Raw genomic sequence first — 24,452 nt, 5'->3', positions numbered from 1 at the left:
TTGCGCTATTGGCTATCGCTCACCTGAAGTTGCCCATCCCAGCCACCCCCCAACGCGGCGATCAATTGCACGCTGGCAATCAGGCGGCTTTGCAACAGGTCCAGGTTACTGCGCTCGTTGCTCAGCGCCGCCGCCTGGGTCACCACCACATCGATGTACGCAATCAAACCGGCCTTGTACTGGTTCTGGGTCAGGCGCAACGATTCACGGGCAGCGTCCAGTGCCTGTTGGCGCACGATGGCCTCGTCTTGAAGCACCTTGAGCTGCACCATGAAGTTTTCCACTTCACGGAATCCATCCAGCACAGTCTGGCGGTACTTGGCCACTGTTTCGTCATAGGCCGCCTCACTGCGGTCGACTTCTGCCGAGCGCTGTCCGCCGTCGAACAAGGTCATGGCCAATTGCGGTCCGACCGACCAGAAGCGGTTCGGCAGGCTGATCCAGTTGGCATAGGTGCTGCTGCTGTATCCGCCGTTCATGTTCAATGTCAGGTCAGGATAGTAGGCCGCCTTGGCCACGCCGATATTGGCGTTGGCGGCGATCACCGAGCGCTCGGCGGAAGCGATGTCCGGGCGACGCTCCAGCAACTGCGAAGGCAGCGCCGACGGTACTTGCGGCAACTGCGGAATGTCCTGGCTTTCCGCCAGGCTGAACTCTGCTGGCGGCAAGCCAATCAGCACTGCGATGGCGTTTTCGAACTGGGCGCGTTGCCAGATCAGGTCGACCATATCCGCTTCGGTGCTTTTGAGCTGCGTCTGGGCCTGGGCCACGGCGTCTTTGCCGGATACGCCTGCGCGGTACTGGTTCTCAGTCATCTTCAGCGATCGCTGATAAGCCTCGACCGTGTCCTGGAGCAAGCGCTTCTGACCATCGATCACGCGCAGTTGCAGGTAATTCTGCACCAGTTCCGACTGCTGGCTCAGGCGCATCGCCGCCAAGTCGGCAAAGCTGGCCTGAGCATTAGCGGTATCGGCTTCGAGGCCGCGGCGCAGCTTGCCCCATACATCGGCCTCCCAACTGACGCCCGCCTGGGCGGAGTAAGTGTTGCGAATACCGCTGGACGAACTGCTCAGGCTGGAGCTGCTGCTGCCGGTGCCCTGGCTTGAACGGTTCTTGCTGACGTTCAGGTCGACCGTCGGGAAAAACGTCCCGCGCGCACTGCGTACCAAGGCCTGAGCCTGACGATACTGGGCTTCGGACTGGGCGACGGTCTGGTTGGAGCTGTTGAGTTTTTCGATCAGGCCGTTGAGCTGCCTGTCGCCATACAACTCCCACCACGCGCCACGCGCCAGGGCATCGCTCGGGTTGGCCTGACGCCAGCCCTCTGCTGCCTTGTACTGCGCCGGCTCAGCGGTTTGCGGGCGCTGGTAATCCGGGCCGACGGCGCAGGCACTGAGCATCGCCACGCACAGTGACAGGCTCAACAGACGCGAGCCTCGAGCCATGATCAGCGGTGCAGCCAGGTTGAAAAGCGAACGTTCAGTCATAGCGGAGTTTCCAGAGCAGCATCGGTACGCACCCCACGCCATTTATTGAAGCGATGGCGCAGTTTGTCGAGGTAGAGGTAAACCACCGGGGTGGTGTAAAGCGTCAGCACCTGGCTGAAGATCAGCCCGCCGATGATGGTCAGGCCCAGCGGCTGGCGCATTTCTGCCCCTTCGGCGCGACTCAGCAACAACGGCAAGGCACCGAGGATCGCTGCCAGGGTGGTCATCAGGATAGGTCGCAAACGTTGCAGACAGGCGTTGCGAATCGACGCCAGCGGTGCCATGCCCTGCTGACGCTCCAGTTGCAACGCCAGGTCGATCATCAGAATGGCGTTTTTCTTCACCACGCCGATCAACAGAAACAGCCCCAGCAAGGAAATCAGGCTGAACTCGCCGCCCAGCGCATAGATCGACAGCAACGCGCCGACCCCGGCCGACGGCAGGGTGGACAGGATGGTCAGCGGATGAATGTAGCTTTCGTACAGCACCCCCAACACCAGATACACCGCCACCAGCGCGCCGAGAATCATGAACGGCTGGCTTTTCTGCGTGGCGGCAAAGGCATCGGCGGTGCCGGCCATTTTCACGATCACGTCTTCCGGCAGGCCGACCTTGGCAATCGCCCGCTCGATGGCGGCGGTGCCCTGCTCCACCGTCACGCCTTCGGCCATGTCGAAGGCAATGCTTTCCGACGCGAACTGGCCTTCGTGGCTGACCCGGTCGTCTTCCAGGCTGTTTTCGTAATGCGCGATGGTCGACAGCGGGATCCGCGCGCCATCAGCGGTGATCACCTGGACCTGCTTGAGGGTGATCGGGTCCTGGGCGTACTTCGGGTTGACCTCCATCACCACCTGATACTGGTTGAGGCTGTCGTAGATGGTTGAAATCTGCCGCTGGCTGTAGGCGTTGTTCAGCACCGCCGTGACCATGTCCATGTCGACACCCAGGCGCTTGGCCTGATCACGGTCGACGATCAGGGTCACCTGCCGGGCGCCCCGGCCTTCCCGTGCATCGATCGCCGTCAGCTCCGGCAAGGCCCTGAGCGCGGTGACGACTTTCGGATACCACTCGCGCAACGCCCCGAGGTCCCCGCTTTGCAGGATGTACGAGTATTGCGAGGTGGTCTGCTCACGGCCGCCACCGAATTGCAGGTCCTGGTCCGCCATGAGCATCAGCTGTGCGCCAGGCACCTTGGGCATTTCCTTGCGCAGGCGCTCGATGACTTTCTGCGCGGAAATGTTGCGTTCCTTGATCGGCTTCAGGCGCACCAGCATGAAGGCGTTGTTGGTGCCGTTGGTGCCGCCGATGAACCCGGCGACGCTTTCTACCGCCTCATCCTTCAACACGGCCCGGCGGAAAATCTCCATCTTCGGCTGCATCACACTGAACGACAGGCCGTCGTCGCCGCGCACGAAACCGATCAACTGGCCGGTATCTTGTTGCGGTAAAAACGTTTTAGGAACAATCACATACAGCGCAATATTAACGCTGATTGTCACAAAAAGACTGAGCAAGGTCAGACGTTTGTGGCGCAACACCCAGTCGAGGCTGGTGGCGTATTTGCCGACCATCCAGTCGTTGGTCCGCTGGCTCCAGCGTTGCAGGCGGTTCTCCTGCCCGGGCGTATGCGGCTTGAGCCAGCGTGCGCAGAGCATCGGGGTCAGGGTCAGGGAGACCAGCAGCGAGACCACGATGGCCGCCGCCAGGGTGATGGAGAATTCACGGAACAGGTTTTCAATGATCCCGCCCATGAACAGGATCGACAGGAACACCGCCACCAGCGATACGTTCATCGACAACAAGGTAAAACCGACTTCCTGGGCACCGAGGTACGCGGCCCTCATCGGCCGTACGCCTTTGTCGATATGCCGGGAGATGTTCTCCAGCACCACGATGGCATCGTCCACCACCAGCCCGGTGGCCAGAATCAGCGCCATCAGCGACAGGTTGTTCAACGAAAAGCCGTAGAGGTACATCACGGCAAAGGTGCCGACCAGCGACACCGGCACAGCCAGGGTCGGGATCAACGAGGCACGGAAGTTACCGAGGAACAGGAACACCACCAGAATCACCAGCGCCACGGCGATCAGCAGGGTCATTTCCGCCTCGTGCAGTGTCGCCTTGATGACGGGCGAGCGGTCCATGGCCAGGTTCAGCTTGACGCTGGCCGGCAACACCGCCTGCAACGCCGGCAGCTGCGCCTTTATCTCGTTGACCGTCTCGATGATGTTGGCGCCGGCCTGCCGGTTGATCACCAGCAGCACCGCCGCGTCGTCGTTGAAGAAACCGCTGTTGTAGCGGTCCTCGACGCCATCGCTGACCTTCGCCACATCCTTCAGGCGCAGAGCCGCGCCGCCGTTGTAGTGGATGATCAGCGACTCATAGTCCTTGGCTTTTTCCAACTGGTCGTTGGCCTGGACCTGCCACAGCCGTTGATCGTCTTCCACCGAGCCCTTGGGCCGGCGCACGTTGGCATTGGCGATGGTGTTGCGCACATCGTCCAGCGCCACGCCGTACTGGTTCAGCGACTGAGGTTCAAGTTCGATACGTACCGCCGGCAGAGAACTGCCGCCGATCTGCACCTCGCCGACGCCCTGCACCTGGGACAGGCTCTGGGACAGAATCGTCGAGGCCAGGTCATAGAGCTGGCCTTTTTCCAGCACGTCCGACGTCAGCGACAGCACCATGATTGGCGCCTGGGACGGGTTGACCTTCTTGTAGGTCGGCATGCTGCGCATCCCGCTCGGCAGCAGGTTGCGCGAAGCGTTGATGGCCGCCTGCACTTCCCGCGCCGCACCGTTGATGTCACGGTCCAGGTCGAATTGCAGGATCACCCGGGTCGATCCCTGGCTGGACCGGCTGCTCATGGTGTTGACCCCGGCAATGGCGCCGAAAGAGCGTTCCAGCGGCGTGGCCACCGTCGACGCCATCACCTCGGGGCTGGCCCCGGGCAGACTGGCCTGGACCACGATCACCGGAAAGTCCATTTGCGGCAGCGGCGATACGGGCAGCAAACCGAAACTCACGCCGCCCAGCAACATGATTGCCAGGCTCAGCAGCATGGTCGCGACCGGGCGTTTAATGAAAGGTCCCGAAAGGTTCATGGCTGCTCTACCGCTTCCACGGACTCAGGCTTGCGGCCCCAGCGTCGACCGAGACGGTCGAAATACAGGTAGATCACAGGCGTGGTGAACAGCGTCAGAATCTGGCTCAGCAACAGGCCGCCGACCATCACCAGACCCAGCGGCTGGCGCAGTTCCGCGCCGGATCCGGTGGCCAGCATCAATGGCACGGCACCGAACAAGGCCGCCAGGGTGGTCATCAGGATCGGCCGAAAACGCAGCAAAGCCGCCTGATAGATCGCCGTTTGCGGGTCCATGCCCTGATTGCGCTCGGCGTCAAGGGCGAAGTCGATCATCATGATCGCGTTCTTCTTCACGATGCCGATCAGCAGAATGATGCCGATGATCGCGATCATCCCCAGGTCATTGCCACTCAGGATCAACGCCAGCAAGGCGCCCACCGCTGCCGAAGGCAAGGTCGAAAGAATGGTGATCGGGTGGATGTAGCTCTCGTAGAGCACCCCCAGCACGATGTACATGGTCACCACCGCCGCCAGAATCAGCAACAGCGTGCTCGACAACGAAGCCTGGAACGCCTGCGCCGCGCCCTGAAACTGGGTCTGCACGCCAATCGGCATGCCGATCTCCTTCTGCACCTGCTCGATGATCTGCACCGCATGCCCCAGCGCCACGCCGGGTGCCAGGTTGAACGACATCATCACCGCCGGGAACTGGCCGATGTGGGTGATCGCCAGTTGCGCCTGGCGCTCTTCGATATGCGCCAGGCTGGACAACCGCACCTGGCCGCCATCGGTGGTCTTGACGTGAATCTGATCCAGCGCCTGCGGGCCGATCTTCTCGCCGGACTGCGATTGCAGCACCACGCGATATTGGCTTGCCTGGGTGTAGATGGTGGATATCTGCCGCTGGCCGAAGGCGTCGTACAGCGCATCGGTGATGTTCGACACCGACACCCCGACCCGCGACGCCGCATCGCGGTCGATCACCAGATAGACCTGCAAGCCCTTGTCCTGCAAATCGCTGGCTACGTCGGTCAGTTCGGGGCGGTCAGCCAAAGCTTCGACCAGACGCCCGCTCCACAGGCTCAGCAACTCCGAATCCGGCGACGACATGCTGAACTGGTACTGCGTGCGGCTGACCCGGTCTTCAATGGTCAGGTCCTGCACCGGCTGCATGAAGAGGCGGATGCCCACCAGTTTGTCCAGCTCCGGTTGCAGGCGGGCAATCACTTGCGTTGCGCTCAGGTCACGGTCGTGGTGCGACTTGAGGTTGATCAGCAACCGACCGCTGTTGAGGGTCGAGTTGTCACCATCCACGCCAATGTAGGAGGACAGGCTCTCGACGGCCGGGTCGGCCAGAATGACCTTGGCCAGTTCCTGCTGGCGCTCGCTCATGGCCGCGAAGGAAATCGACTGCGGGGCCTCGGAAATGCCCTGGATAACGCCGGTGTCCTGCACCGGGAAGAAGCCCTTGGGCACCACCATGTACAGGAATACCGTCAGCGCCAAAGTGCCAACGGCCACCATCAAGGTCAACGGCTGGTGCTTGAGCACCCACTGCAACTTGCGCCCGTAGGCGGCGATCATCCAGTCGATGAACGCTCCGCTGGCGCGGTAGAAACGGCCCTGCTCGGCTTCCTTGGGTTCACGCTTGAGCAACCGTGCGCACATCATCGGCGTCAGGGTCAGGGAAACGACCAGGGAAATCAGGATCGCCACCGCCAGGGTGATGGCGAACTCGCGGAACAACCGCCCGACCACATCCGCCATGAACAGCAGCGGGATCAGCACGGCGATCAGCGACAACGTCAGGGAGATCAGGGTGAACCCGATCTGTTTGGCGCCTTTGAGCGCTGCGTTCAGCGGGCTGTCGCCCTCCTCGATAAAACGCGCAATGTTCTCCAGCATGACGATCGCATCGTCCACCACGAAACCGGTGGCGATGGTCAGGGCCATCAGGGTCAGGTTATTGACCGAGAACCCTGCCAGGTACATCACGCCGAAGGTACCGATCAGCGACAACGGCACAGCCACCGACGGAATGATCGTGGCGCTGGCGCGACGCAGAAACAGGAAGGTGACCATGACCACCAGGGCAATGGCGATCAGCAATTCGTGCTGTACGTCCTTGACCGAGGCGCGGATCGTCTGGGTACGGTCGGTCAGCACCACCACGTCGAGGCCGGCCGGCAGGTTATCGGTGATGCTCGGCAACAGGGCCTTGATCCGGTCCACCACCTCGATCACGTTGGCGCCGGGCTGGCGCTGGATGTTCAGCAGTACCGCCTGGTTCTCGTTGGCCCACGCAGCGAGTCGCTCGTTCTCGGCGCCGTCGACGATTTCCGCCACGTCCTTGAGCCGCAAAGGCGCGCCGTTGGCGTAGGCCAGAATCAGGTTGGCGTAGTCCTTGGGCGACGTCAGTTGATCGTTGGCATCGAGCATCGAGACCCGGGTCGGGCCGTCGAAGTTACCCTTGGGCTGGTTGACGTTGGAAGCGCCGATCAGCGTGCGCACATCCGACAGGTTCAAGCCGTTGGCCGCCAGGGCCTCGGGGTTGACCTTGATCCGCACGGCCTGGCGCTGGCCGCCGGCAATGCTGACCATGCCGACACCGCTGATCTGGGCGATTTTCTGCGCCATGCGCGTATCGACCAGATCGTTGAGTTTGGGCAGCAACATGGTTTTGGAGGTGATGGCCAGCGTCAGCACCGGTGTATCTGCCGGGTTGACCTTGTTGTACACAGGCGGTGCCGGCAAGTCCTTGGGCAACAGGTTGGTCGCAGCGTTGATCGCGGCCTGCACCTGTTGCTCGGCGACGTCCATGTTGATGTCGAGGCTGAAACGCAGGGTCAGCACCGAGGCACCGCCCGAACTGGTCGAGGCCATTTGCGTCAGCCCGGGCATCTGCCCGAACTGCCGTTCAAGTGGTGCGGTTACCGCGCTGGTCATGACATCTGGACTGGCGCCGGGATACAGGGTCATGACGCGAATGGTCGGGTAATCTACCTGAGGCAGCGCCGAAACCGGCAGCAACCGATAAGCGATGACACCGGCCAGAATAATGGCCAGCATGCTCAGCGTGGTGGCTACCGGGCGAAGGATGAACAGCCGCGAGAGATTCATGCGCCGCCCTTTTTCGCCTTGTCAGTGGTCGCCGGCTTTGCCGCGTCGGCTGCCGACTTGCCTTGCAGGTGTTGGGTTGGCGTGGCCGGCACATCCTGGCTGTCGTTGACCACCTCCACGTCACTGCCGTCCTTCAGTCGGTCGGTACCTTCCAGAACAACCCGGTCACCCGCCGACAGGCCTTCGGTGACCACGGTGTTCAGGCCATCGCTGGCTCCGACTTTCAACTGACGGATCTTGACCTTCTTGTCACCGTCCAGGGCATAGACGAACGTGCCGTTGGTGCCGAACTGGATCGCGGCGGAAGGCGCGAGCACTACGCCTTTGAGGGTGTCGGCCAACAGGCGCACATTGACGAACTGGTTGGGGAACAGCGACTGATCGCGGTTCTCGTAGCGGGCCTTGAATTTCAGGGTGCCAGTGGTGACGTCGATCTGGTTGTCCAGGCTCTGCAACACGCCAGTGGCCTGCAATTTGGTATCACCGCGATCCCATGCTTCAGCCGGCAATCTGGCCCCGCTGCGATAACGGGCGAGCACGGTATCGAGGCTGTTTTCCGGGAGGGTGAAAGCCACGCTGATCGGCTGGGTTTGGGTGATGATCGCCAATGCCGTGGTGTCGTTGGCGGCGACCAGGTTGCCGACGTCCAGTTGACGCAGGCCGACGCGACCGGTGATCGGTGCGCGGATTTTGGTGAATTCGAGGTTGAGCCTGGCATCGTTGACCGCGGCCTGATTGGTCTTGACCGTACCCTGGAACTGACCGACCAGCGCTTCGGCGGTATCCAGGGTCTGTTTGGCGATGCTGTCTTCACGGTACAGGCCGCGATAGCGCTCGACGTCGACCTGGGCGTTTTTCAGCTGCGCCTGATTCTGCAGCAAGGTGCCTTCAGCCTGAAGCAAGGCGTTCTGGTAAGGGCGCGGGTCGATTTCGGCCAGCAGGTCGCCCGTCTTGACCATCTGCCCTTCTTCGAAATAGATCTTGACCAGCTCACCGCCGACGCGGCTGCGGACATTGATGGTGTTGAGCGCCGTAACCGTGCCCAGCGCCTTGAAATACAGCGGGAAGTCACCGGTGACTGCCGGAGCCACTCGCACCGGGACCGGCCCTGACGCCCCGCCGAAACCCGGACGCATCCCCCCCGATCGGCCCGTATGCCCGGCGACGGCTTTCTGCCCCGCTGCCTCCTTGGGTGCAGCGCTGCCGGGCCAGAACTTCCAGCACAATGCGGCGATGACCAACAGGACAAGCAGGCCGAACAGCCAGCGACGGGGACTACGGGAAGCGGAGGATTGCATTGAGTGACCAACCATTGGGCGCGTGGGCTTTTTTACATGAGACTGAACGATAAGCACTGGCGGGTTTTAAGCAAAGCGCCTTTACCGGCAATTTACCTTTGGCTTACGTAACAGGTGTTTTATCCAAGACACTGAATCACAAATGAAAACGGCCTGGACAGAGGGCAATGCTGCTGTAGGAGCGAGCTTGCTCCGGGCGGCGTTCCGACGATGGTCGTTAACGATGCCGCGTGTTTACTGACTACACGCGGCGCTCTTCAATCCATCGCGAGCAAGCTCGCTCCTACAAGTCTTTAACTGAACAGCATTTTTAACAGCGGGGGTGTTAACAATTGTAAAGGTGCTTGCTTACTTCAGAACGGCAAGTGCCGCTTCATAGTTCGGCTCGTCAGCGATTTCGCCAACCAGTTCGCTGTGCAGCACGTTGTCGTTTTCGTCCAGCACCACCACAGCACGGGCGGTCAGGCCTTTGAGAGGACCGTCAGCGATGGCCACGCCGTAGTTCTGGATGAACTCGGCACCGCGCAGGGTCGACAGGTTCTGTACGTTTTCCAGGCCTTCGGCGCCGCAGAAACGCGCCTGGGCGAACGGCAGGTCAGCGGAGATGCACAACACCACAGTGTTGGCGACGCTGCCGGCCTTGGCGTTGAACTGGCGCACGGAGGTGGCGCAGGTCGGGGTGTCGATGCTTGGGAAGATGTTCAGCACTTTGCGTTTGCCGGCAAAGTCCTTCAGGGTGACGTCGGACAGATTGCCGGCAACCAGGGAAAAGGCTGGCGCCTTGGAACCGGCTTGTGGCAGTTGGCCGTTGACTTGAACCGGATTGCCTTTGAGAGTGACTTGAGCCATGAACGGAGTCCTTCTGAACGTTGTTGTAGAGAGTTTTGACGAGGCCGAAGTTAACCACGAAATTGTCCGACGACCTATGGTCAAACATAAATTGTCATGTATCGGCACACAAAATTGGATACACGTGCCCTCCCATACATCACAGGGACAGCGGTGTTATTTGAGCAACCGCAACATATTGCGATGGCGCGCCTCGAAAATCCGTCGCATGTAGCCATTGACCAGCAACCACTCCATTGGCGCGCCACCAATCGCCGAATATGTCACCCGGTCGGTGTATAGCGTACCGCCCTCTCCCGCCGCGACCCTATGTTCATGACGAAAGGCGCGCATCGGCCCGTTGAGCATTTCGTCGATGAAATGCCACTCACCGACCTCACGGATCACCACCGTCCAGTTCGACGGAACGACATTGAACATCCAGTGCCTGAAACGAAACTGTCGACCAGCTTCTATGTGCAGGTTATTCAGGTCGACATCGCCCAGCGGTGTGATGCGTTCGGGGAAGATTTTCGGGAAATTCGCGCCTTCGAGGCAGAAATCGAGGACTTGCCCTGGTGAGCGGTTGGGGATGAGAGTCGTGAGTTCCAGGACAGGCATGAGCAGTGGCAATCCATTGACCGAGGGCCCCGCAGGCTACCATCACACCAAAGCCCCATGCATCCCCTTGGGGTATCCAAAATTTATTGCGGTTTTTTGTTAGAGGGTTGTCGATTCAGACACTGTTCATTCGACTACCAAGTAACTCACTTACCCCCAATGGAGAAAAGCCATGCGATTCATGATCATCATCAAAGCCAGCCAGGACTCCGAAGCCGGCGTAATGCCCAGCCAGGAACTGCTGACCGCCATGGGCAACTACAACGAGGAACTGGCCAAGGCCGGCGTTCTCCTCGCCGGCGAAGGCCTTCACCCCAGCAGCAAAGGTGCCCGTGTGCGCTTCAGCGGCGACAAACGCACTGTCATCGACGGCCCCTTCGCGGAAACCAAGGAACTGATCGCCGGTTACTGGCTCTGGCAGGTGAAGTCCAGGGAAGAAGCCATCGAATGGGTCAAGCGTTGCCCCAACCCGATGCCGGGTACCGAAGCCGAGATCGAGATTCGCCAGGTATTTGAAATGGACGATTTTGGCGCCGAGCTCACCCCGGAACTACGTGAACAGGAAGAGCGTGCGTTCGGCCTGGGGAAGAAATGCTGATCAGCGATTCCACGCCGAATATCTGAACCCTGCAAAACCCGCCGTTCATGCTTGCGCAGATGGCGGGTTTCTTCATTACAGCAGCAATCCCCTCCCGACTTTTGAAGGGAATGCCCCCTTCGACTGGCTAAACGCTGGTTAGCTGCTAGCGTCATCAGACATGCCCTACAGGCTTGATAAGAAAGAGATTACGCCGCAACGGTCGCCAAGTGCCGAGTCGTCCAGAATGAGCCACCAGGGAACCGGGGGAATCATGTTGAACAGAACAGGATGCACACCTATTTTCGGGCGACTTCGGTTGCGCCTGATGTTTCGGCCGGTACAGGTAATAACTCGTTCGACTCCCGTCACCCTCCAGCCATTGCGAAAAGCCATCGCAAAGACATCCCGTTCGGATCGGGTGGTGACAACGCTTGGCAATCTGCGCGCCGTTACCGATGGCAACGGCGCCCATTTCAAATCCATCGAACCAGAACTGCAAGTCACCAACGGCCAATGGAACATGCCGCCGTCGACGCCTGTTGCTTCAAGACAATAAACGGAGCCCGTCATGATCAGGCCTTATGTAGTGCGCCCCTTGTTGGCGCTGTGCATGGCCGGTGCCACACCCTTCGCACTGGCCGCCGAAGGTGGCGTCGGCCGGCCGATTACCGGTCTGCAGGTGTTCTCCAATGCCGGGGTGGTGCCGCCGGCGCCCGGCTGGGTCATGTCATTGACCAGCTTCTGGTACGACGGCGACCTCAAGGGCAACGTACAGGTACCGATCGCGGGCGCCTTGAGCACAGGCGTGGACATGAAGGTTTCCTACACCATCGCCAACTTCACACATGTCTGGGATACAGGCCCGGGTGCCTGGAACTACGCGTCAGCCATCGGAGTGCCGGTGCAGTACACCGACGTGACCGCGAGCATCACCGGTTCCCGTGGCAGGACGCTGGGCACCGAAGACAGCGGCACCCAATTCGCCGACATGTTGGTGACGCCGATTGCCGTCGGTTATCACTTCGACGAGGTCAATCACATCTCGTTTTCACTGCCGATCTACGTGCCGACCGGTGCCTATAACGTCGATCGCCTGGCCAACCCCGGGCAGAACAACTACACCTTCATGCCCACCGTGGCGTTTACCCATCTCGACGGCGAAGGTGGCGAGTTCACGCTGATGAGCAGCCTGGAGTTCTATACCGAGAACGACGAAACGGATTATCGCAACGGCAACATTTTCACCCTCGACGCGCTCTGGACCCACGGTTTCGGCAACGGCTGGAGCGCCGGCATGGCAGCCGGTTACATCCAGCAGGTCACCGATGATTCGGGAAGTGGCGCCAACAGCGGCTTTCGCGGACGCTCCGTCGGTGCCGGTCCGGCGGTGGGCTGGAGCGGCAAGTTTGCCGACGCCCAGGCCAACCTGAGCGCCCGCTGGATACCGGAGTTCGACACCAAGAACCGCCCAGAAGGCAACGGTTTCAGCGTCAATCTGACATTAGCGTTTTTCTGAGAGGTAGCCACGGATGGCGATTGTCCCTGCCGATTTCCGTTTGTCATTCAATCCGGTCATTGCGACCTCCATGTTTTGAGCGAGGGGTATCTCATGACCGCACTCAGTGACCTCAATGCCCTGCAAGCCAGCATCGCCGAAGCGGTGCTTGGCCAGGACCAGGTGATCCGGCAGATTCTCCTCGGCCTGCTGGCCAACGGGCACCTGCTGCTGGAGAGCCTGCCGGGGCTGGCCAAGACCCGTACGGTCAAAGCGCTGTCCAGGCATCTGGACGCGAAAATGAGCCGTATCCAGTTCACCCCCGACCTCCTGCCGTCGGACATTACGGGGGCCGAGGTGCTGCACCAGGTCGAGGGTAAAAATGAAATCCGCTTCCAGCCAGGGCCGCTGTTCGGCAACCTGATTCTGGCCGACGAAATCAACCGCGCCCCGGCCAAGGTCCAGGCTGCGCTGCTCGAAGCCATGGAGGAACGGCAGATCACCGTGGCCGGCAACAGCCACGCGCTGCCGCAGCTGTTTATCGTGGTCGCGACCCAGAACCCTATCGAGCAGGAAGGTACTTACCCGCTGCCGGAAGCGCAGATGGACCGTTTCCTGATGAAGGTACTGCTGGACTACCCAAGCGCAGATAACGAAAGCCAGGTGCTGCGCCTGTTGCGCGAAGAGGAGCAGGCGCTCGGTGCCAACACCGCTAATGTTCAAGGCTTTGCGCTGGCCCAGGACGTGATCTTCGCCGCCCGCCGTGAAGTCAGTGCCGTGCATGTCTCTGCGGCCATCGACCGCTACCTGATCGACCTGATCAACGCCACGCGCCATCCGGCCGACTATGACGCCGATCTCGGTCGCTGGATCGCCCTGGGTGCCAGCCCACGGGGTGGCATCGGCCTGGACAGGTGTGCCCGGGCCGATGCCTGGTTGCAGGGCCAGGATTTCGTGTCGCCAGACAACGTGCGCGCCGTTGTCCATCCAGTGCTGCGCCATCGCCTGCAATTGAGCTATGACGCGGTGGCCGACGGCGTGACAGCCGATCAGGTGCTCGATCGCCTGCTCGACAAAGTGGCTATACCGGCATGAACGCGGAGGGTCTGGTCTACGTCTCCCTGGCGCAGTTGATGGCCCTGGAGTTCAAGGCCCGCGACCTGAGCTTTCTCGCGCGTCAGCCCCAGGGCAGCATCCTCGCCGGCAACCATGCATCGCGCCTGCGCGGTCGTGGCTTGAACTTCGACGAACTGCGGCGCTACCAGCCAGGGGACGATTTGCGCCACCTCGATTGGCGCGCCTCGCTGCGCACCGGCAAACCGGTCGTGCGCACCTTCACCGAAGAGCGCGACCGCCCGGCGCTGATTCTCGTGGACCAGCGCATGGCGATGTTCTTCGGCTCGCAACGCAGCTTCAAATCAGCGGTCGCCGCCGAACTCGGGGCGCTCGCGGCGTGGATGGTGTTCAACGCCGGTGACCGGGTGGGCGGGCTGGTGTTCAACGACCAGCGTATCGACAGCATTGCCCCGTTGCGCAGCCGCAAACGGATCGAGGCGCTGTGCAGTCGCATCGTCCAGCAGAACCGGGAACTGAACGCGGCCAACCCGGACGCCGAAGGCGAACACCAGCTCGACAACGTCTTGCAGCGATGCCTGGCGCTGGCGGGGCATGATCACTTGATCTGCATCGTCAGCGACTTCGCCGGTGCCGGAGAACGCACCTTGCAGTTGATGCGACAGTTGGCGGCACACAACGACGTGATTGCCATGCAGGTCTACGACCCCTTGGCGCTGCACCTGCCGAAAAATGGTCGGCTATTGGTCACCGAGGGCCAGTTGCAGGTGGAGCTGGCGGTGGAGCGTCGTCACGTACACCAGCCATTGGGCGATTTTCTCAGCGGTCGGCTCAAGGACGTTGCCACGTTACTCAGACGCAGTCAGGTGCCGTTGATGATGTTCAGCACCGCCACGCAAGCCCATGAACAACTGCGGATCGAATTGGGCAAGCGGGCGGGTGCGCAGCGATGAACCCGAACGTCCCGAGCATCGAACAACTCAAGGAGCTGGCGCTACCGGTGCCCGTCAGTTACGCACCGCAGACCTGGGGCTGGTGGCTGTTGCTCGGATTGCTGGTGATGACGTCGTTGATCATTGCCGCCCGACGCTATTGGCAGTGGCGGCGTGATCGCTATCGACGCGAAGCGCTGGCAAGGATGGCTCAGTTGCAGCAGCGCAGCGATGACCTGAATGCGCTGCGCGAACTGCCGGAGATCCTGAAGCGAGTCGCCCTCTCCATGCCAGCCACCTCCCCACAGGGTCCCGCTGCGTTAGGTAAAGCTGATTGGCAGGCCTTTTTGCAGCGGCACAGTACGCATCCCCTGCCCTCCAACTTCAGCGCACAACTGGCACTGTTGGCGTATGCGCCGGATGCAACGTTGCGCGCTCTGCCCCACGAACACCGCCAACACCTGTTCGAGACCTGCAGACACTGGGTGAAGCATCACCATGTGGCAGCTTGATTACCCCTGGCTGTTACTGCTGCTGCCGTTGCCATGGCTCGGTTATCGCTACCTGCCTGGCTATCGTGAGGCCCGCAGCGCGGTGCGCGTGCCGTTTTTCGGGGCCATGAGCCGGGCAGTCGGTCAGGCACCGAGCCGGGCCGGCGCCGGCAGCAACCATTGGCAATTGTTGTTGAACCTGTTGGTTTGGGCGCTGTTGCTGGTGGCGGCTGCGCGACCGGTGTACGTGGAAAAACCCATTGAACACCAGCAACCGGTGCGTGACCTGCTGCTGGCCATTGACCTGTCCCAGTCCATGGAAACCACTGATTTCACCGACGCCGGTGGCCAGAAGATCAATCGTCTGGCGGCCGTCAAGGACGTGGTACACGGCTTTATCGACAAGCGCAAAGAGGATCGCCTGGGGCTGATCGTGTTCGGCAGCGGTGCGTACCCGCAGGCGCCGTTGACCCTCGATCATGCCAGTCTGTCGCTGTTGCTGGACGACACCGGCATCGGCATGGCCGGGCCCAACACGGCGATTGGCGATGCCATCGGCTTGAGCCTGAAGCTGCTCGACCAGGCCCACGAACAAGAGAAAGTGGTGATCCTGCTCACCGACGGCAACGACACCAGCAGCGCTATCACACCGGATCACGCGGCAGCCATGGCGGCGGCCAAAGGTGTGGTGATTCACACCATCGGCATCGGCGACCCGGATGCCTCCGGCGAAGCCAGGGTCAATCTGCACAGCTTGCAACAGATAGCCGACGTCACCGGTGGCAAATTCTTCCGCGCAGAAGACCGCAACGCACTGGATCAGGTCTACAGCACCCTCGACAAGCTCACCCCACATCAAGTGAACACCCTCAGCCATCAGCCCGAACGGGACCTGTTCTGGTGGCCGCTGGGCACGGCGATAGCCGTACTTGCGCTCTACCACCTGTGCGCCCTGCTGCGCCCACGCCTGTCTCTCGCACGTCAGCGTCAGGAAGTTTGAGATGGAGATCAACCTCAGCGACTTCCATTTCCTGCGTCCGCTCTGGCTGTTGCTGCTGCCCTTCGCCGCCCTGCTCCCACTGACCTGGCGCCGCAGCCGCGACCTGCAACGGCGGTTGCGCAGCAATATCGCCGGGCACTTGTTGCCGCATCTGCTGGTCACCCCGCAAGACCCGCATTGGCTGCGCCCGGTGCATCTGGTCTGTGCGTTGTTGCTGCTTGGCGCACTGGCCGCCGCCGGTCCGACCTGGGAACAGGAGCGACCGGACTTTCTGGAAAACCGCGCACCGATGATCATTGCCATTGATTTATCGCCGTCCATGGACGCCACCGATGTCCAACCCAGTCGCCTGGAAGCAGCCAAACTCAAACTGCACGACCTGATCCAGCGGCGCAGCGGTGCGCGCAATGGGCTGATTGCCTACGCCGGCAGCGCCCATCTGGTGTTGCCGCCAACCGACGACCCGGGGTTGCTCGACACGTTCATCCAGGCCCTGGGCACCGACTTGATCGACAAACCGGGGAAAGCTGTCGGGGCGGTCATCGATCAGGCCAAACGCATGCTCGCCGCTGAAAAGTCCCCCGGCAGCCTCTTGCTGATCACTGACGGCGCCGATACCTCGACACTCGCCAGCCTGGACCAGCGACTGGCCGACAGCAACCTGCAAGTGCTGATCCTGGCGGTCGGCAGCGAGGACGGCGGCATCATCCGCGATGCCAGCGGCCAGCCGCGCACCGACAGCAACGGCCGTCCGGCATTGGGCAGTTTTGATCAGGCCGCGCTCAAACAATTGGCCTCGGCGGTGGATGCGCCTCTGGGCAGCCTGACGCTCAATGACGACGACCTCGACTGGGTCGAACTGCACGCTCAACAGCATTTCCAGACGGCCAGTGACGAACAGCGCGAATTGCACTGGAAGGACGCCGGCTACTGGCTGTGCTGGCCGCTGTTGTTGCTCGCGTTCTTCAGCGTGCGCAAGGGTTGGAGCCTGAACTGGATGGGCGGTTTGCTGCTTGCCGCCGGCCTTGGATTGCAACCGGCACCGGCTCGTGCCAATGCGCTGACCGATGCCTTCTTCACCCCGGACCAGCAAGGTCGCTGGGCCTTTGAGCATGAGCATTTCCCCCAGGCCGCTGCGCATTTCGTCGACCCTTACTGGAAAGGCATCGCCGCCTACAACGCCGCCGATTTCGACCTGGCGCTGGCCAGCTTCGCGAGGCTGCAAACACCAGAGGCGTATTTCTATCTGGGCAACATTTACGTGCGCCGCTTCAAGTTCGACCAAGCCATAGCAGCCTACACCCAGGCGCTGAAGTTAAAGCCGCAGTTCCCTGAGGCCACAGCCAACCTGGCCCTGGCCGTCGCCTTGCAGAAAGACACCGAAAGCGCCGAACAGAACGCCCCCGAAACCAAACCCGACGAAATCAAAATGGACAAGGCACCGGGCAAGGGCCAGAGCAAAGCGTTGCAGACCGAACAGGCAGCGTCGGATGAACAGTGGTTGCAGAACCTGAGCACATCGCCGGCGAAATTCCTCAAACGGAAATTCAGCTTGCAGGATCAGGCGGGAGGTCAACCATGATCAGCCCGGTAGACCGCGAAGACGTCAGATCAATCACCACAAAGCCCGGCACTCTGCTCCTTATTTTAATCTCCACCTGCACCCTCGCCGCCGAACCCGAGCTGCGAGTCCAGACCACACTGCAACCGGCCGGTCCGGTCATGGTCGGCAGCCTTGTCGAGCTGCAACTCGATGTCCTCACCGACACCTGGTTCACCAGCGCTCCCACCCTGCCCGACCTCAAACTGTCGGGCGCTCTGGTAATGCCGTCGGACGGCCATGCCGAACACCTGAACCAGACCCGCGACGGCAAATCCTACAGCGGCATACGCTACAGCTACCTGATCACCCCGAATGCAGCGCAGAGTTTCGACATCCCGCCCCTGACCGTTCGCGTCACGCCCGGCCAAGCCAGCACCGAGCTCAGCGCGCAAAGCCTGCCGCTGCATTTTGTCGCGACGCAACCGCCGGGGTTCCAACCCGGTGAACCGGTACTCGTCGCGCAGGGACTGAGTTTCACTCAGAACATCGTAAAACCGGACACGCCGCTGAAAGTCGGCGACAGCCTCACCCGCCAATTGACCCTGCAGGCCGACGGCGCCCTGGCCATGTCATTGCCAACGCCAGCGCTGGGCGAGGTCAACGGCCTGAGCCGTTACCTGAAAAACCCCCAGGTCAGTACGCTTGACGATGGTCGCGGCCACTTCATCGGCGGCCAGCGCATCGACACGGTCACCTACCGCATCGACGCACAGGGCCATCACACCTTGCCGGCTATCGAGCTGAAATGGTGGGACGCCGGCAGCCAGCAGGCGCGTACCGCTCAAGTGCCCGCCGTGGATTTCGACGCCGCGGCCAACAGCGCTTATCACCCGGTGTTTTCCATCAGCGAAGATCTGAAAAAACTCGGCCAGCAAAGCCGCCTGCATCTGTCGCGGTACGGGATCGGCCTGGTAGCCCTGTTGCTGGGCGCGGCGCTGCTGGTGTGGTTTGCCCGCCCGTTCGTCCATCGCGCCGGCCTCGGCTGGCAGGCCCGGCGCCGTGCCCGTCAGGCCGCCTGGCTGCAATCGGCCGACTATGCCTGGCGGCAGATCCCGCCACAGCTCGACGGCAACCCACCGCAGTTGAGCGCCCTGTACCTGTGGACCCGGCGCAATCGCAAAGGCCTGAAACTGACCGGCCTCGGCCCGCGTCTGCAAGCCCTGTTACGCGCGTGTTACGGCCGTGAGCCAAGCAAAGATCAGGCATTGCTACAACTCAGGCAATCCTTGACTACGCTGCATAGTCAAACCGAACACAACAGAGAATCAGTCGCTCCCGCACTGCGACCTTTGAACCCCGCTCACGAGAAGGATTTCCCATGACGAGCCCAATTCCCATTCGCCAGCACGCGGGGTTGAAGCTTTTGCTGACACTGGTCCTGAGCCTGCCGCTGTTGGTCCAGGCCGCCTCACCACTGCCATCGTGGAACGAGGGCCCGTCGAAAAAGAGCATCATTGAATTCGTCCAGGCCGTGACCGATCAAGGTAGCAAGGACTTCGTCAAACCCGAGGAACGCATCGCCGTATTCGATAACGACGGCACCCTGTGGAGCGAGCAGCCGATGTACTTCGAACTGCTGTTCTCCCTCGATGAGGTCAAGCGTAACCAGGCGCAGCACCCGGAATGGAAAACCACGCAACCGTTCCAGGCGGTGCTGGAAAACGATCACAAGGCACTGGCCGCCGCCGGCATGGACGGCATCATGAAGATTTTTGCCGCCACCCATACCGGCATGACCACCGAAGCTTTCGACGACTACGCCAGGACCTGGCTGGCCCAGGCCCGCCATCCGAAAACCGGTAAGCCATACACCGAAATGATCTACCAGCCGATGCTGGAAATGCTCGATTACCTGCGCAGCCAGGACTTCAAGACCTACATCGTTTCCGGCGGTGAAACCGGGTTCATGCGGGCGTTCGCTGAAAAGGTCTACGGCGTCCCGCCCGAGCAAGTGATCGGCACCACGTTCGTCACCGCGTTTGAGTACAAGGATCGCAAGGCGACGATCGTCCGCACGCCAAAACTGGCGCACAACGATGACGGGCCGGGCAAGCCGGTTAGCATTGAAACCGTGATCGGGCGTCGGCCGATTCTGGCCTTTGGCAACTCTGACGGCGACCTGCAGATGCTGCAGTGGACGGCCGCAGGGTCGGGTAAGCGATTCATGGGGCTGGTGCATCACACCGATACCAAACGCGAATGGGCCTATGACCGGCAGTCGCAGATCGGCCGCCTGGACAAGGCCCTGGATGAAGCAGACAAACATGGCTGGACCGTCGTGGACATGGCTGCCGAATGGCGCCGGATCTATCCCTTCGATGCCACCACCACCGAGCAAGTGCAATAGAGAACAGCGTAAAGCAGGACTGCAACGAACCGTAGTCGCACTACGCGACGCATGCAATTGAGCAAAAGCAGCGAAAGGAGCAAGTCATATGACTGGCATACGCAAATGGTTACCGAAGGCGGCCCTGCTGGCGGCTTCGGTGATGGCGTTCTCGGCAACTGCCGGGGCCGCCGATAAACCCAATATCCTCGTAATCTTCGGCGACGACATTGGCCAGACCAACATCAGTGCCTACTCCATGGGCGTGGTCGGCTACAAGACGCCGAACATCGACCGCATCGCCAAGGAAGGCATGATGTTCACCGACTACTATGCGGAGAACAGCTGCACCGCCGGGCGCTCGACCTTCATCACCGGGCAGTCCGCACTGCGTACCGGCCTGTCCAAAGTCGGCATGCCGGGCGTGCCGGTCGGCTTGCAGGCCCGGGACGTGACCATCGCCCAGGCGCTCAAGGCCAAGGGTTACGCCACCGGTCAGTTCGGTAAGAACCACCTGGGCGACAAAGACGAATACCTGCCCACCAACCATGGATTCGATGAGTTCTTCGGCAACCTCTACCACCTCAATGCCGAGGAAGAGCCGGAACGCCCGTACTGGCCGAAGGACGATACCGCGTTCGTCAAAGCGGCTTCTCCACGCGGCGTGATCCACAGTTTCGCCGACGGCAAAATCGAAGACACCGGTGCGTTGACCAAAAAACGCATGGAAACCATCGACGACGAGACCACTGCGGCCGCCCAGGCGTTCATCGAGAAACAGGCCAAGGCGGACAAACCGTTCTTCGTCTGGATGAACACCACTCGCATGCATGCCTTCACGCATGTGCGTGAATCCATGCAGGGTCAGAGTGGCATGCCCGGCAACGACTACGCCGACGGCATGCTCGAGCATGACGGCGACGTCGGCAAGTTGCTCAAGACGCTGGATGACCTGAAGATCACCGACAACACCATTGTGGTCTATACCACCGACAACGGTCCTAACCAATGGTCCTGGCCGGATGCGGCGACCACGCCGTTCCGTAACGAGAAAAACTCGAACTGGGAAGGGGCTTACCGGGTTCCGGCGATGATTCGCTGGCCTGGCCACGTCAAACCCGGTGAAGTGTCGACCCAGATGTTCTCCGGAATGGACTGGTTCCCGACCTTGCTGGCGGCTGTCGGCGATACCGATATCAAGGAGCGCCTGCTCAAGGGCGCTGACGTTGGCGGCAAGACCTTCAAGGTGCACCTGGACGGTTTCAACCAGTTGGATTATCTGACCGGCAAGACCGACAAGAGCGCGCGTACCGAGTTCTACTACTTCAACGATGACGGTGTGCTGGTGAGCATGCGTTACAACGACTGGAAAGTCGTTTTCTGTGAGCAGCGTGCACCCGGTGGCCTGAAGGTATGGAGCGAACCCTTTACCTGCCTGCGTGTGCCTAAGCTCTTCAACCTGCGCATGGACCCCTACGAACGTGCCGATGTCGTGTCTGATCAGTACTATGACTGGCTGACCAAAAACGACTATCTGCTGTTTGACGCCATCCGTAGATCGGCAGCGTTCCTGCAGACCTTCGTCGATTACCCGCCTAGTCAGAAGCCGGCCAGCTTCAGCATCGACCAGATCCGTGAGGCTGTAGACCAGAAAATCGAAGAGAAAATGAAGGCCAACAGCAAGTAACACCGCTTGACCGCCGCTCGCCTGCATGGGCGAGCGGCCCTTTTTTGACTTGAGATTGCGTCGACCTCAATCGCGGGCAATCTCAAATGTCTTTTGAACCGGAACAAGGCAACCCGCAATGACCTCACGTGTCGCCAGCAAGTCGTCGGCCATACCTGTCCACCACGTCGCCTCTCCGGCGCTATTGATCCCCGCCCTGCTGCTGTTCATTTCCGGTGCCGCGGCGCTGGTGTATCAGGTGCTGTGGATCAAGCAGCTCTCGCTGGTAGTGGGTGTCGAGGTGTACGCCATCACTACCGGCATCAGCGCGTTTTTTGCCGGGCTGGCCCTGGGTGGATTGCTCTTCGGTCGTTGGGCGGATCGCTTGCAGCACCCGGTGCTGCTGTATGCCGGGCTGGAAGTGCTGGTAGCGGTGCTGGGGGTTGGCGCGACTTTCGCCATGAGCCTGGCGGCCGGCCCGTTTGCCTGGCTGGAACAACAGATCGGGCTGCTGGCCTGGGTGTTGCCATTCACCCTGGTCGGCCTCCCGGCACTGCTGATGGGCGGCACCCTGCCAGTGCTGGTTCGCTCCCTGGCCACTGACCCGCAACACCTTGGCAAGGCCGGAGGACACCTGTACGCCGCGAACACCGCCGGGGCCATCGCCGGTACTCTGCTGGCCGGTTTCGTGCTGATCGCCACCCTCGGTGTGCGCGGCAGTGCCCTGGCCGCAGCCATGCTCAACTTGCTGGCCGCCGCTGGCGCCTTGTGGCTCCAGCGTCACCACTCGCCAGCGACCAATGCACCGGTCAGACACCACGCCGACAAGGCACCGGATCGCCTGGCGCTGTGGCTGTATTCGATTGCCGGTGGCGTGGCCCTCGGTTACGAAGTGGTCTGGTCGCAATCGATCGTGCAGTTCATGAGCACCCGCACCTATGCCTTCGCCGTGGTGCTGGCGACGTATCTCACCGGGCTGTTCCTCGGCAGTGCCCTGCTCGCCCGACGGGTCGATCGCCTGCGCGATCCCTGGGGCGTTTTCGGTCTGCTGATTGCCGGTGCCGGTTTGATCGCCCTGCTTGAAATCGCCTTGCTCGGGCGCTGGCTGGTGTCCGCCCAAAGCGTGGTCGAAGCATGGGTGCTGTCGCTGGGTGCCAGTGAGTTGCCCGGCATGACTGCACGCTTCGCGGTGGCGGCATTGAGCATCGTGTTTGTGCCGACCGTGCTGCTTGGCGCGGCGTTTCCCGTGGCCCTGCGCTTGAGCGTCGGTCGTGACCATGTGGGGCGCAATGTGGGTGAAGTCGTCGCGTTCAATACCCTGGGCGGGATCATTGGCGTGATGCTCTGCGGCTTCGTGCTCATCCCGCTGCTGGGGCTGGTGCGGACATTGGGGCTGCTGGCGATCATCGCTGCCGGGATTGGCTGCCTGGCGGTGCGCAAAGGCCATGGGGTCAAAAAAGGACGCCGTCAGGGCGTCATCGCGGTCGGCCTGCTGTCGGTGGCCGTGGCACTGCTGACGCCGGTGAACAAACTCGCCAGCCTGCTGCCCGGCGCCCGCAATGGCACCTTGGCCTTCTACGAGGAAGGACGCGGCGGCACCGTCGCCGTGGTCACCCAAGGCAAGGGGCAGAAGGCGTTCCAGCGCTTGTACATTCAGGGCGTATCGAATACCGGCGACGCCATGCCTTCCCTGCGCTACATGCGGATTCAAGCGCTCCTGCCGCTGTTGATACACAACGGTGAACCGCGCTCGGCGCTGGTGATCGGTTTTGGCACCGGCATCACTGCCGGCGCCCTGACCCGCTACCCGGGCCTGGAACATCGTGTCGTCGCCGAACTGCTGCCCTCGGTGGTCAAGGCCGCGCCGCTGTTCAAGGGCAACTTCAATGCCGCCGCCGATCCCGGCATAGACGTACGTCTGCGCGATGGTCGCCAGGAACTGCTGCGCAACCCGCAACACTACGACCTGATCACCCTCGAACCGCCGCCGCCCTCCGCTGCCGGCGTGGTCAATCTGTATTCCCGGGACTTCTACCAATTGGCTGCCAGCCGTTTGCAGAAACAGGGCCTGGTCGCCCAGTGGCTGCCGCTGCCCACGCAGAACATCGACGATTCACGCTCACTGGTGCGCAGTTTTCTCGACGCCTTCCCCTACGCCAGCGTGTGGACCAGTGAGTTCCACGAGATGCTGCTGGTGGGCTCGCTTGAGCCGATCGAACTGGATGCGGCAAAAATCAGCCAACGCTTCCAGCAGGACACGGTTCGCAGCACCTTGCAGGATGTCGGCATTGGCTCGGCCGCTGCGTTGCTCGCGACCTGGGTAACCGATCGCAACGGCCTGGAACGCTTCGCCGCAGACGCTCAACCGGTGACTGACGATCAACCGCGGATCGAATACGCACCCTGGGTGCGGGCCAGGGAGATCACCCGGGTGCTGCCGGCCCTGCTCGACTTGCACCAGCCGCCAGCACTGCTGAACGCCGACGCCGGGTTCATCGAGCGCATGAACACCCAGCAACAACGCCTGATGCAGTTCTATCGGGCGAGCCTGCATGCCTATGACGGTGACCGGGATGCCTGGGCCAGGGACATGCGCGAGGTGATGCGCGGGGATGGCGGGAATCCGTACTTCCGGTGGTTTGGCGGGGAGTGATGTGGCGCCGTGGCGCCGCCTTCGCGAGCAGGCTCGCTCCCACAGGGGTGAATGTTTTCCTGTGGGAGCGAGCCTGCTCGCGAAGGGGCCATCAGCCTCAAAGCAATGTCATTTGACACACACCAGCCATCCGGCAAAGCTACATCGAGCTGGAACGCACGCCTGACGGCAAACGCACCTGGACTACGGACGT

18 protein-coding genes are annotated in these 24,452 nt (G+C 61.5%); 12 read left to right on the top strand and 6 right to left on the bottom strand.

The window, feature by feature from the left end; translation table 11 throughout:
• Window positions 1-5: 5 nt before the first annotated feature.
• The 6 genes from CAF65_RS02895 to CAF65_RS02870 form a co-directional block, all read right to left on the bottom strand.
• A complete protein-coding gene (locus CAF65_RS02895; protein ID WP_085714931.1) occupies window positions 6-1,487 on the bottom strand; it encodes an efflux transporter outer membrane subunit in 1,482 nt (493 codons plus the stop codon).
• Complete coding sequence (locus CAF65_RS02890; RefSeq protein ID WP_085714930.1) at window positions 1,484-4,591, bottom strand: efflux RND transporter permease subunit; 3,108 nt, start codon at window positions 4,589-4,591, stop codon at window positions 1,484-1,486. The genes CAF65_RS02895 and CAF65_RS02890 overlap by 4 nt, the downstream gene beginning before the upstream one ends.
• On the bottom strand, window positions 4,588-7,692 hold the full coding sequence (locus tag CAF65_RS02885) for an MdtB/MuxB family multidrug efflux RND transporter permease subunit (protein ID WP_085714929.1): 3,105 nt from the start codon (window positions 7,690-7,692) through the stop codon (window positions 4,588-4,590). The genes CAF65_RS02890 and CAF65_RS02885 overlap by 4 nt, the downstream gene beginning before the upstream one ends.
• On the bottom strand, window positions 7,689-9,005 hold the full coding sequence (locus CAF65_RS02880; RefSeq protein ID WP_085714928.1) for an MdtA/MuxA family multidrug efflux RND transporter periplasmic adaptor subunit: 1,317 nt from the start codon (window positions 9,003-9,005) through the stop codon (window positions 7,689-7,691). Before CAF65_RS02880 ends, CAF65_RS02885 begins: the two co-directional genes overlap by 4 nt.
• A gap of 333 nt (window positions 9,006-9,338) precedes the next feature.
• A complete protein-coding gene (gene tpx / locus CAF65_RS02875) occupies window positions 9,339-9,839 on the bottom strand; it encodes a thiol peroxidase (protein WP_085714927.1) in 501 nt (166 codons plus the stop codon).
• A 156-nt stretch (window positions 9,840-9,995) separates the two neighbouring features.
• On the bottom strand, window positions 9,996-10,439 hold the full coding sequence (locus CAF65_RS02870; RefSeq protein WP_085714926.1) for a polyketide cyclase: 444 nt from the start codon (window positions 10,437-10,439) through the stop codon (window positions 9,996-9,998).
• Between the two features lie 172 nt (window positions 10,440-10,611).
• Between CAF65_RS02870 and CAF65_RS02865 the strand changes: the two genes are divergently transcribed.
• The 12 genes from CAF65_RS02865 to CAF65_RS02815 all read left to right on the top strand — a co-directional run bounded on the left by CAF65_RS02865 (window position 10,612) and on the right by CAF65_RS02815 (window position 24,259).
• On the top strand, window positions 10,612-11,037 hold the full coding sequence (locus CAF65_RS02865) for a YciI family protein (protein WP_085714925.1): 426 nt from the start codon (window positions 10,612-10,614) through the stop codon (window positions 11,035-11,037).
• A gap of 253 nt (window positions 11,038-11,290) precedes the next feature.
• Window positions 11,291-11,575 carry a hypothetical protein gene (locus CAF65_RS27720; RefSeq protein ID WP_143492063.1) on the top strand — a complete coding sequence of 95 codons (285 nt, stop codon included), beginning with the start codon at window positions 11,291-11,293 and terminating at the stop codon, window positions 11,573-11,575.
• A gap of 12 nt (window positions 11,576-11,587) precedes the next feature.
• Window positions 11,588-12,535 (top strand): transporter, encoded by a 948-nt coding sequence (locus CAF65_RS02860; protein ID WP_085714924.1) that lies wholly within the window; start codon window positions 11,588-11,590, stop codon window positions 12,533-12,535.
• Window positions 12,536-12,628: 93 nt separating this feature from the next.
• Entirely contained in the window at window positions 12,629-13,609 is a 981-nt protein-coding gene (locus tag CAF65_RS02855) for a MoxR family ATPase (RefSeq protein ID WP_085714923.1), read from the top strand.
• Window positions 13,606-14,541 (top strand): DUF58 domain-containing protein, encoded by a 936-nt coding sequence (locus CAF65_RS02850; protein ID WP_085714922.1) that lies wholly within the window; start codon window positions 13,606-13,608, stop codon window positions 14,539-14,541. Before CAF65_RS02855 ends, CAF65_RS02850 begins: the two co-directional genes overlap by 4 nt.
• Complete coding sequence (locus CAF65_RS02845; protein ID WP_085714921.1) at window positions 14,538-15,032, top strand: DUF4381 domain-containing protein; 495 nt, start codon at window positions 14,538-14,540, stop codon at window positions 15,030-15,032. Before CAF65_RS02850 ends, CAF65_RS02845 begins: the two co-directional genes overlap by 4 nt.
• The gene (locus CAF65_RS02840) at window positions 15,019-16,011 is read left to right on the top strand and encodes a VWA domain-containing protein (RefSeq protein WP_085714920.1); all 993 of its coding nucleotides are present in this window, start codon (window positions 15,019-15,021) and stop codon (window positions 16,009-16,011) included. Before CAF65_RS02845 ends, CAF65_RS02840 begins: the two co-directional genes overlap by 14 nt.
• Before the next feature lies 1 nt (window position 16,012).
• On the top strand, window positions 16,013-17,593 hold the full coding sequence (locus tag CAF65_RS02835; protein WP_085714919.1) for a VWA domain-containing protein: 1,581 nt from the start codon (window positions 16,013-16,015) through the stop codon (window positions 17,591-17,593).
• The gene (locus tag CAF65_RS02830) at window positions 17,590-18,936 is read left to right on the top strand and encodes a BatD family protein (protein ID WP_085714918.1); all 1,347 of its coding nucleotides are present in this window, start codon (window positions 17,590-17,592) and stop codon (window positions 18,934-18,936) included. The genes CAF65_RS02835 and CAF65_RS02830 overlap by 4 nt, the downstream gene beginning before the upstream one ends.
• A complete protein-coding gene (locus CAF65_RS02825; protein WP_085714917.1) occupies window positions 18,933-19,961 on the top strand; it encodes an HAD family phosphatase in 1,029 nt (342 codons plus the stop codon). Before CAF65_RS02830 ends, CAF65_RS02825 begins: the two co-directional genes overlap by 4 nt.
• A gap of 88 nt (window positions 19,962-20,049) precedes the next feature.
• On the top strand, window positions 20,050-21,627 hold the full coding sequence (locus tag CAF65_RS02820) for an arylsulfatase (RefSeq protein ID WP_085714916.1): 1,578 nt from the start codon (window positions 20,050-20,052) through the stop codon (window positions 21,625-21,627).
• Between the two features lie 118 nt (window positions 21,628-21,745).
• Complete coding sequence (locus CAF65_RS02815; protein WP_085714915.1) at window positions 21,746-24,259, top strand: fused MFS/spermidine synthase; 2,514 nt, start codon at window positions 21,746-21,748, stop codon at window positions 24,257-24,259.
• The last annotated feature ends 193 nt before the right edge of the window (window positions 24,260-24,452 follow it).

The sequence above is a fragment of the Pseudomonas sp. B28(2017) genome (genome assembly GCF_002113025.1).
Taxonomy (GTDB): Bacteria; Pseudomonadota; Gammaproteobacteria; order Pseudomonadales; family Pseudomonadaceae; genus Aquipseudomonas.
This window is presented reverse-complemented; position numbering and strand designations above follow the sequence as displayed.

Bases quoted from the DNA above. Each gene is read 5' to 3' on its own strand.
- CAF65_RS02830 (WP_085714918.1), top strand. From the start codon at position 17,590: ATGATCAGCCCGGTAGACCGCGAAGACGTCAGATCAATCACCACAAAG.
- tpx (WP_085714927.1), bottom strand. From the start codon at position 9,839: ATGGCTCAAGTCACTCTCAAAGGCAATCCGGTTCAAGTCAACGGCCAA.
- CAF65_RS02865 (WP_085714925.1), top strand. From the start codon at position 10,612: ATGCGATTCATGATCATCATCAAAGCCAGCCAGGACTCCGAAGCCGGC.
- CAF65_RS02870 (WP_085714926.1), bottom strand. From the start codon at position 10,439: ATGCCTGTCCTGGAACTCACGACTCTCATCCCCAACCGCTCACCAGGG.
- CAF65_RS02860 (WP_085714924.1), top strand. From the start codon at position 11,588: ATGATCAGGCCTTATGTAGTGCGCCCCTTGTTGGCGCTGTGCATGGCC.
- CAF65_RS02840 (WP_085714920.1), top strand. From the start codon at position 15,019: ATGTGGCAGCTTGATTACCCCTGGCTGTTACTGCTGCTGCCGTTGCCA.
- CAF65_RS02890 (WP_085714930.1), bottom strand. From the start codon at position 4,591: ATGAACCTTTCGGGACCTTTCATTAAACGCCCGGTCGCGACCATGCTG.
- CAF65_RS02815 (WP_085714915.1), top strand. From the start codon at position 21,746: ATGACCTCACGTGTCGCCAGCAAGTCGTCGGCCATACCTGTCCACCAC.
- CAF65_RS02835 (WP_085714919.1), top strand. From the start codon at position 16,013: ATGGAGATCAACCTCAGCGACTTCCATTTCCTGCGTCCGCTCTGGCTG.
- CAF65_RS02845 (WP_085714921.1), top strand. From the start codon at position 14,538: ATGAACCCGAACGTCCCGAGCATCGAACAACTCAAGGAGCTGGCGCTA.
- CAF65_RS02880 (WP_085714928.1), bottom strand. From the start codon at position 9,005: ATGGTTGGTCACTCAATGCAATCCTCCGCTTCCCGTAGTCCCCGTCGC.
- CAF65_RS27720 (WP_143492063.1), top strand. From the start codon at position 11,291: ATGTTGAACAGAACAGGATGCACACCTATTTTCGGGCGACTTCGGTTG.
- CAF65_RS02825 (WP_085714917.1), top strand. From the start codon at position 18,933: ATGACGAGCCCAATTCCCATTCGCCAGCACGCGGGGTTGAAGCTTTTG.
- CAF65_RS02850 (WP_085714922.1), top strand. From the start codon at position 13,606: ATGAACGCGGAGGGTCTGGTCTACGTCTCCCTGGCGCAGTTGATGGCC.
- CAF65_RS02895 (WP_085714931.1), bottom strand. From the start codon at position 1,487: ATGACTGAACGTTCGCTTTTCAACCTGGCTGCACCGCTGATCATGGCT.
- CAF65_RS02820 (WP_085714916.1), top strand. From the start codon at position 20,050: ATGACTGGCATACGCAAATGGTTACCGAAGGCGGCCCTGCTGGCGGCT.
- CAF65_RS02885 (WP_085714929.1), bottom strand. From the start codon at position 7,692: ATGAATCTCTCGCGGCTGTTCATCCTTCGCCCGGTAGCCACCACGCTG.
- CAF65_RS02855 (WP_085714923.1), top strand. From the start codon at position 12,629: ATGACCGCACTCAGTGACCTCAATGCCCTGCAAGCCAGCATCGCCGAA.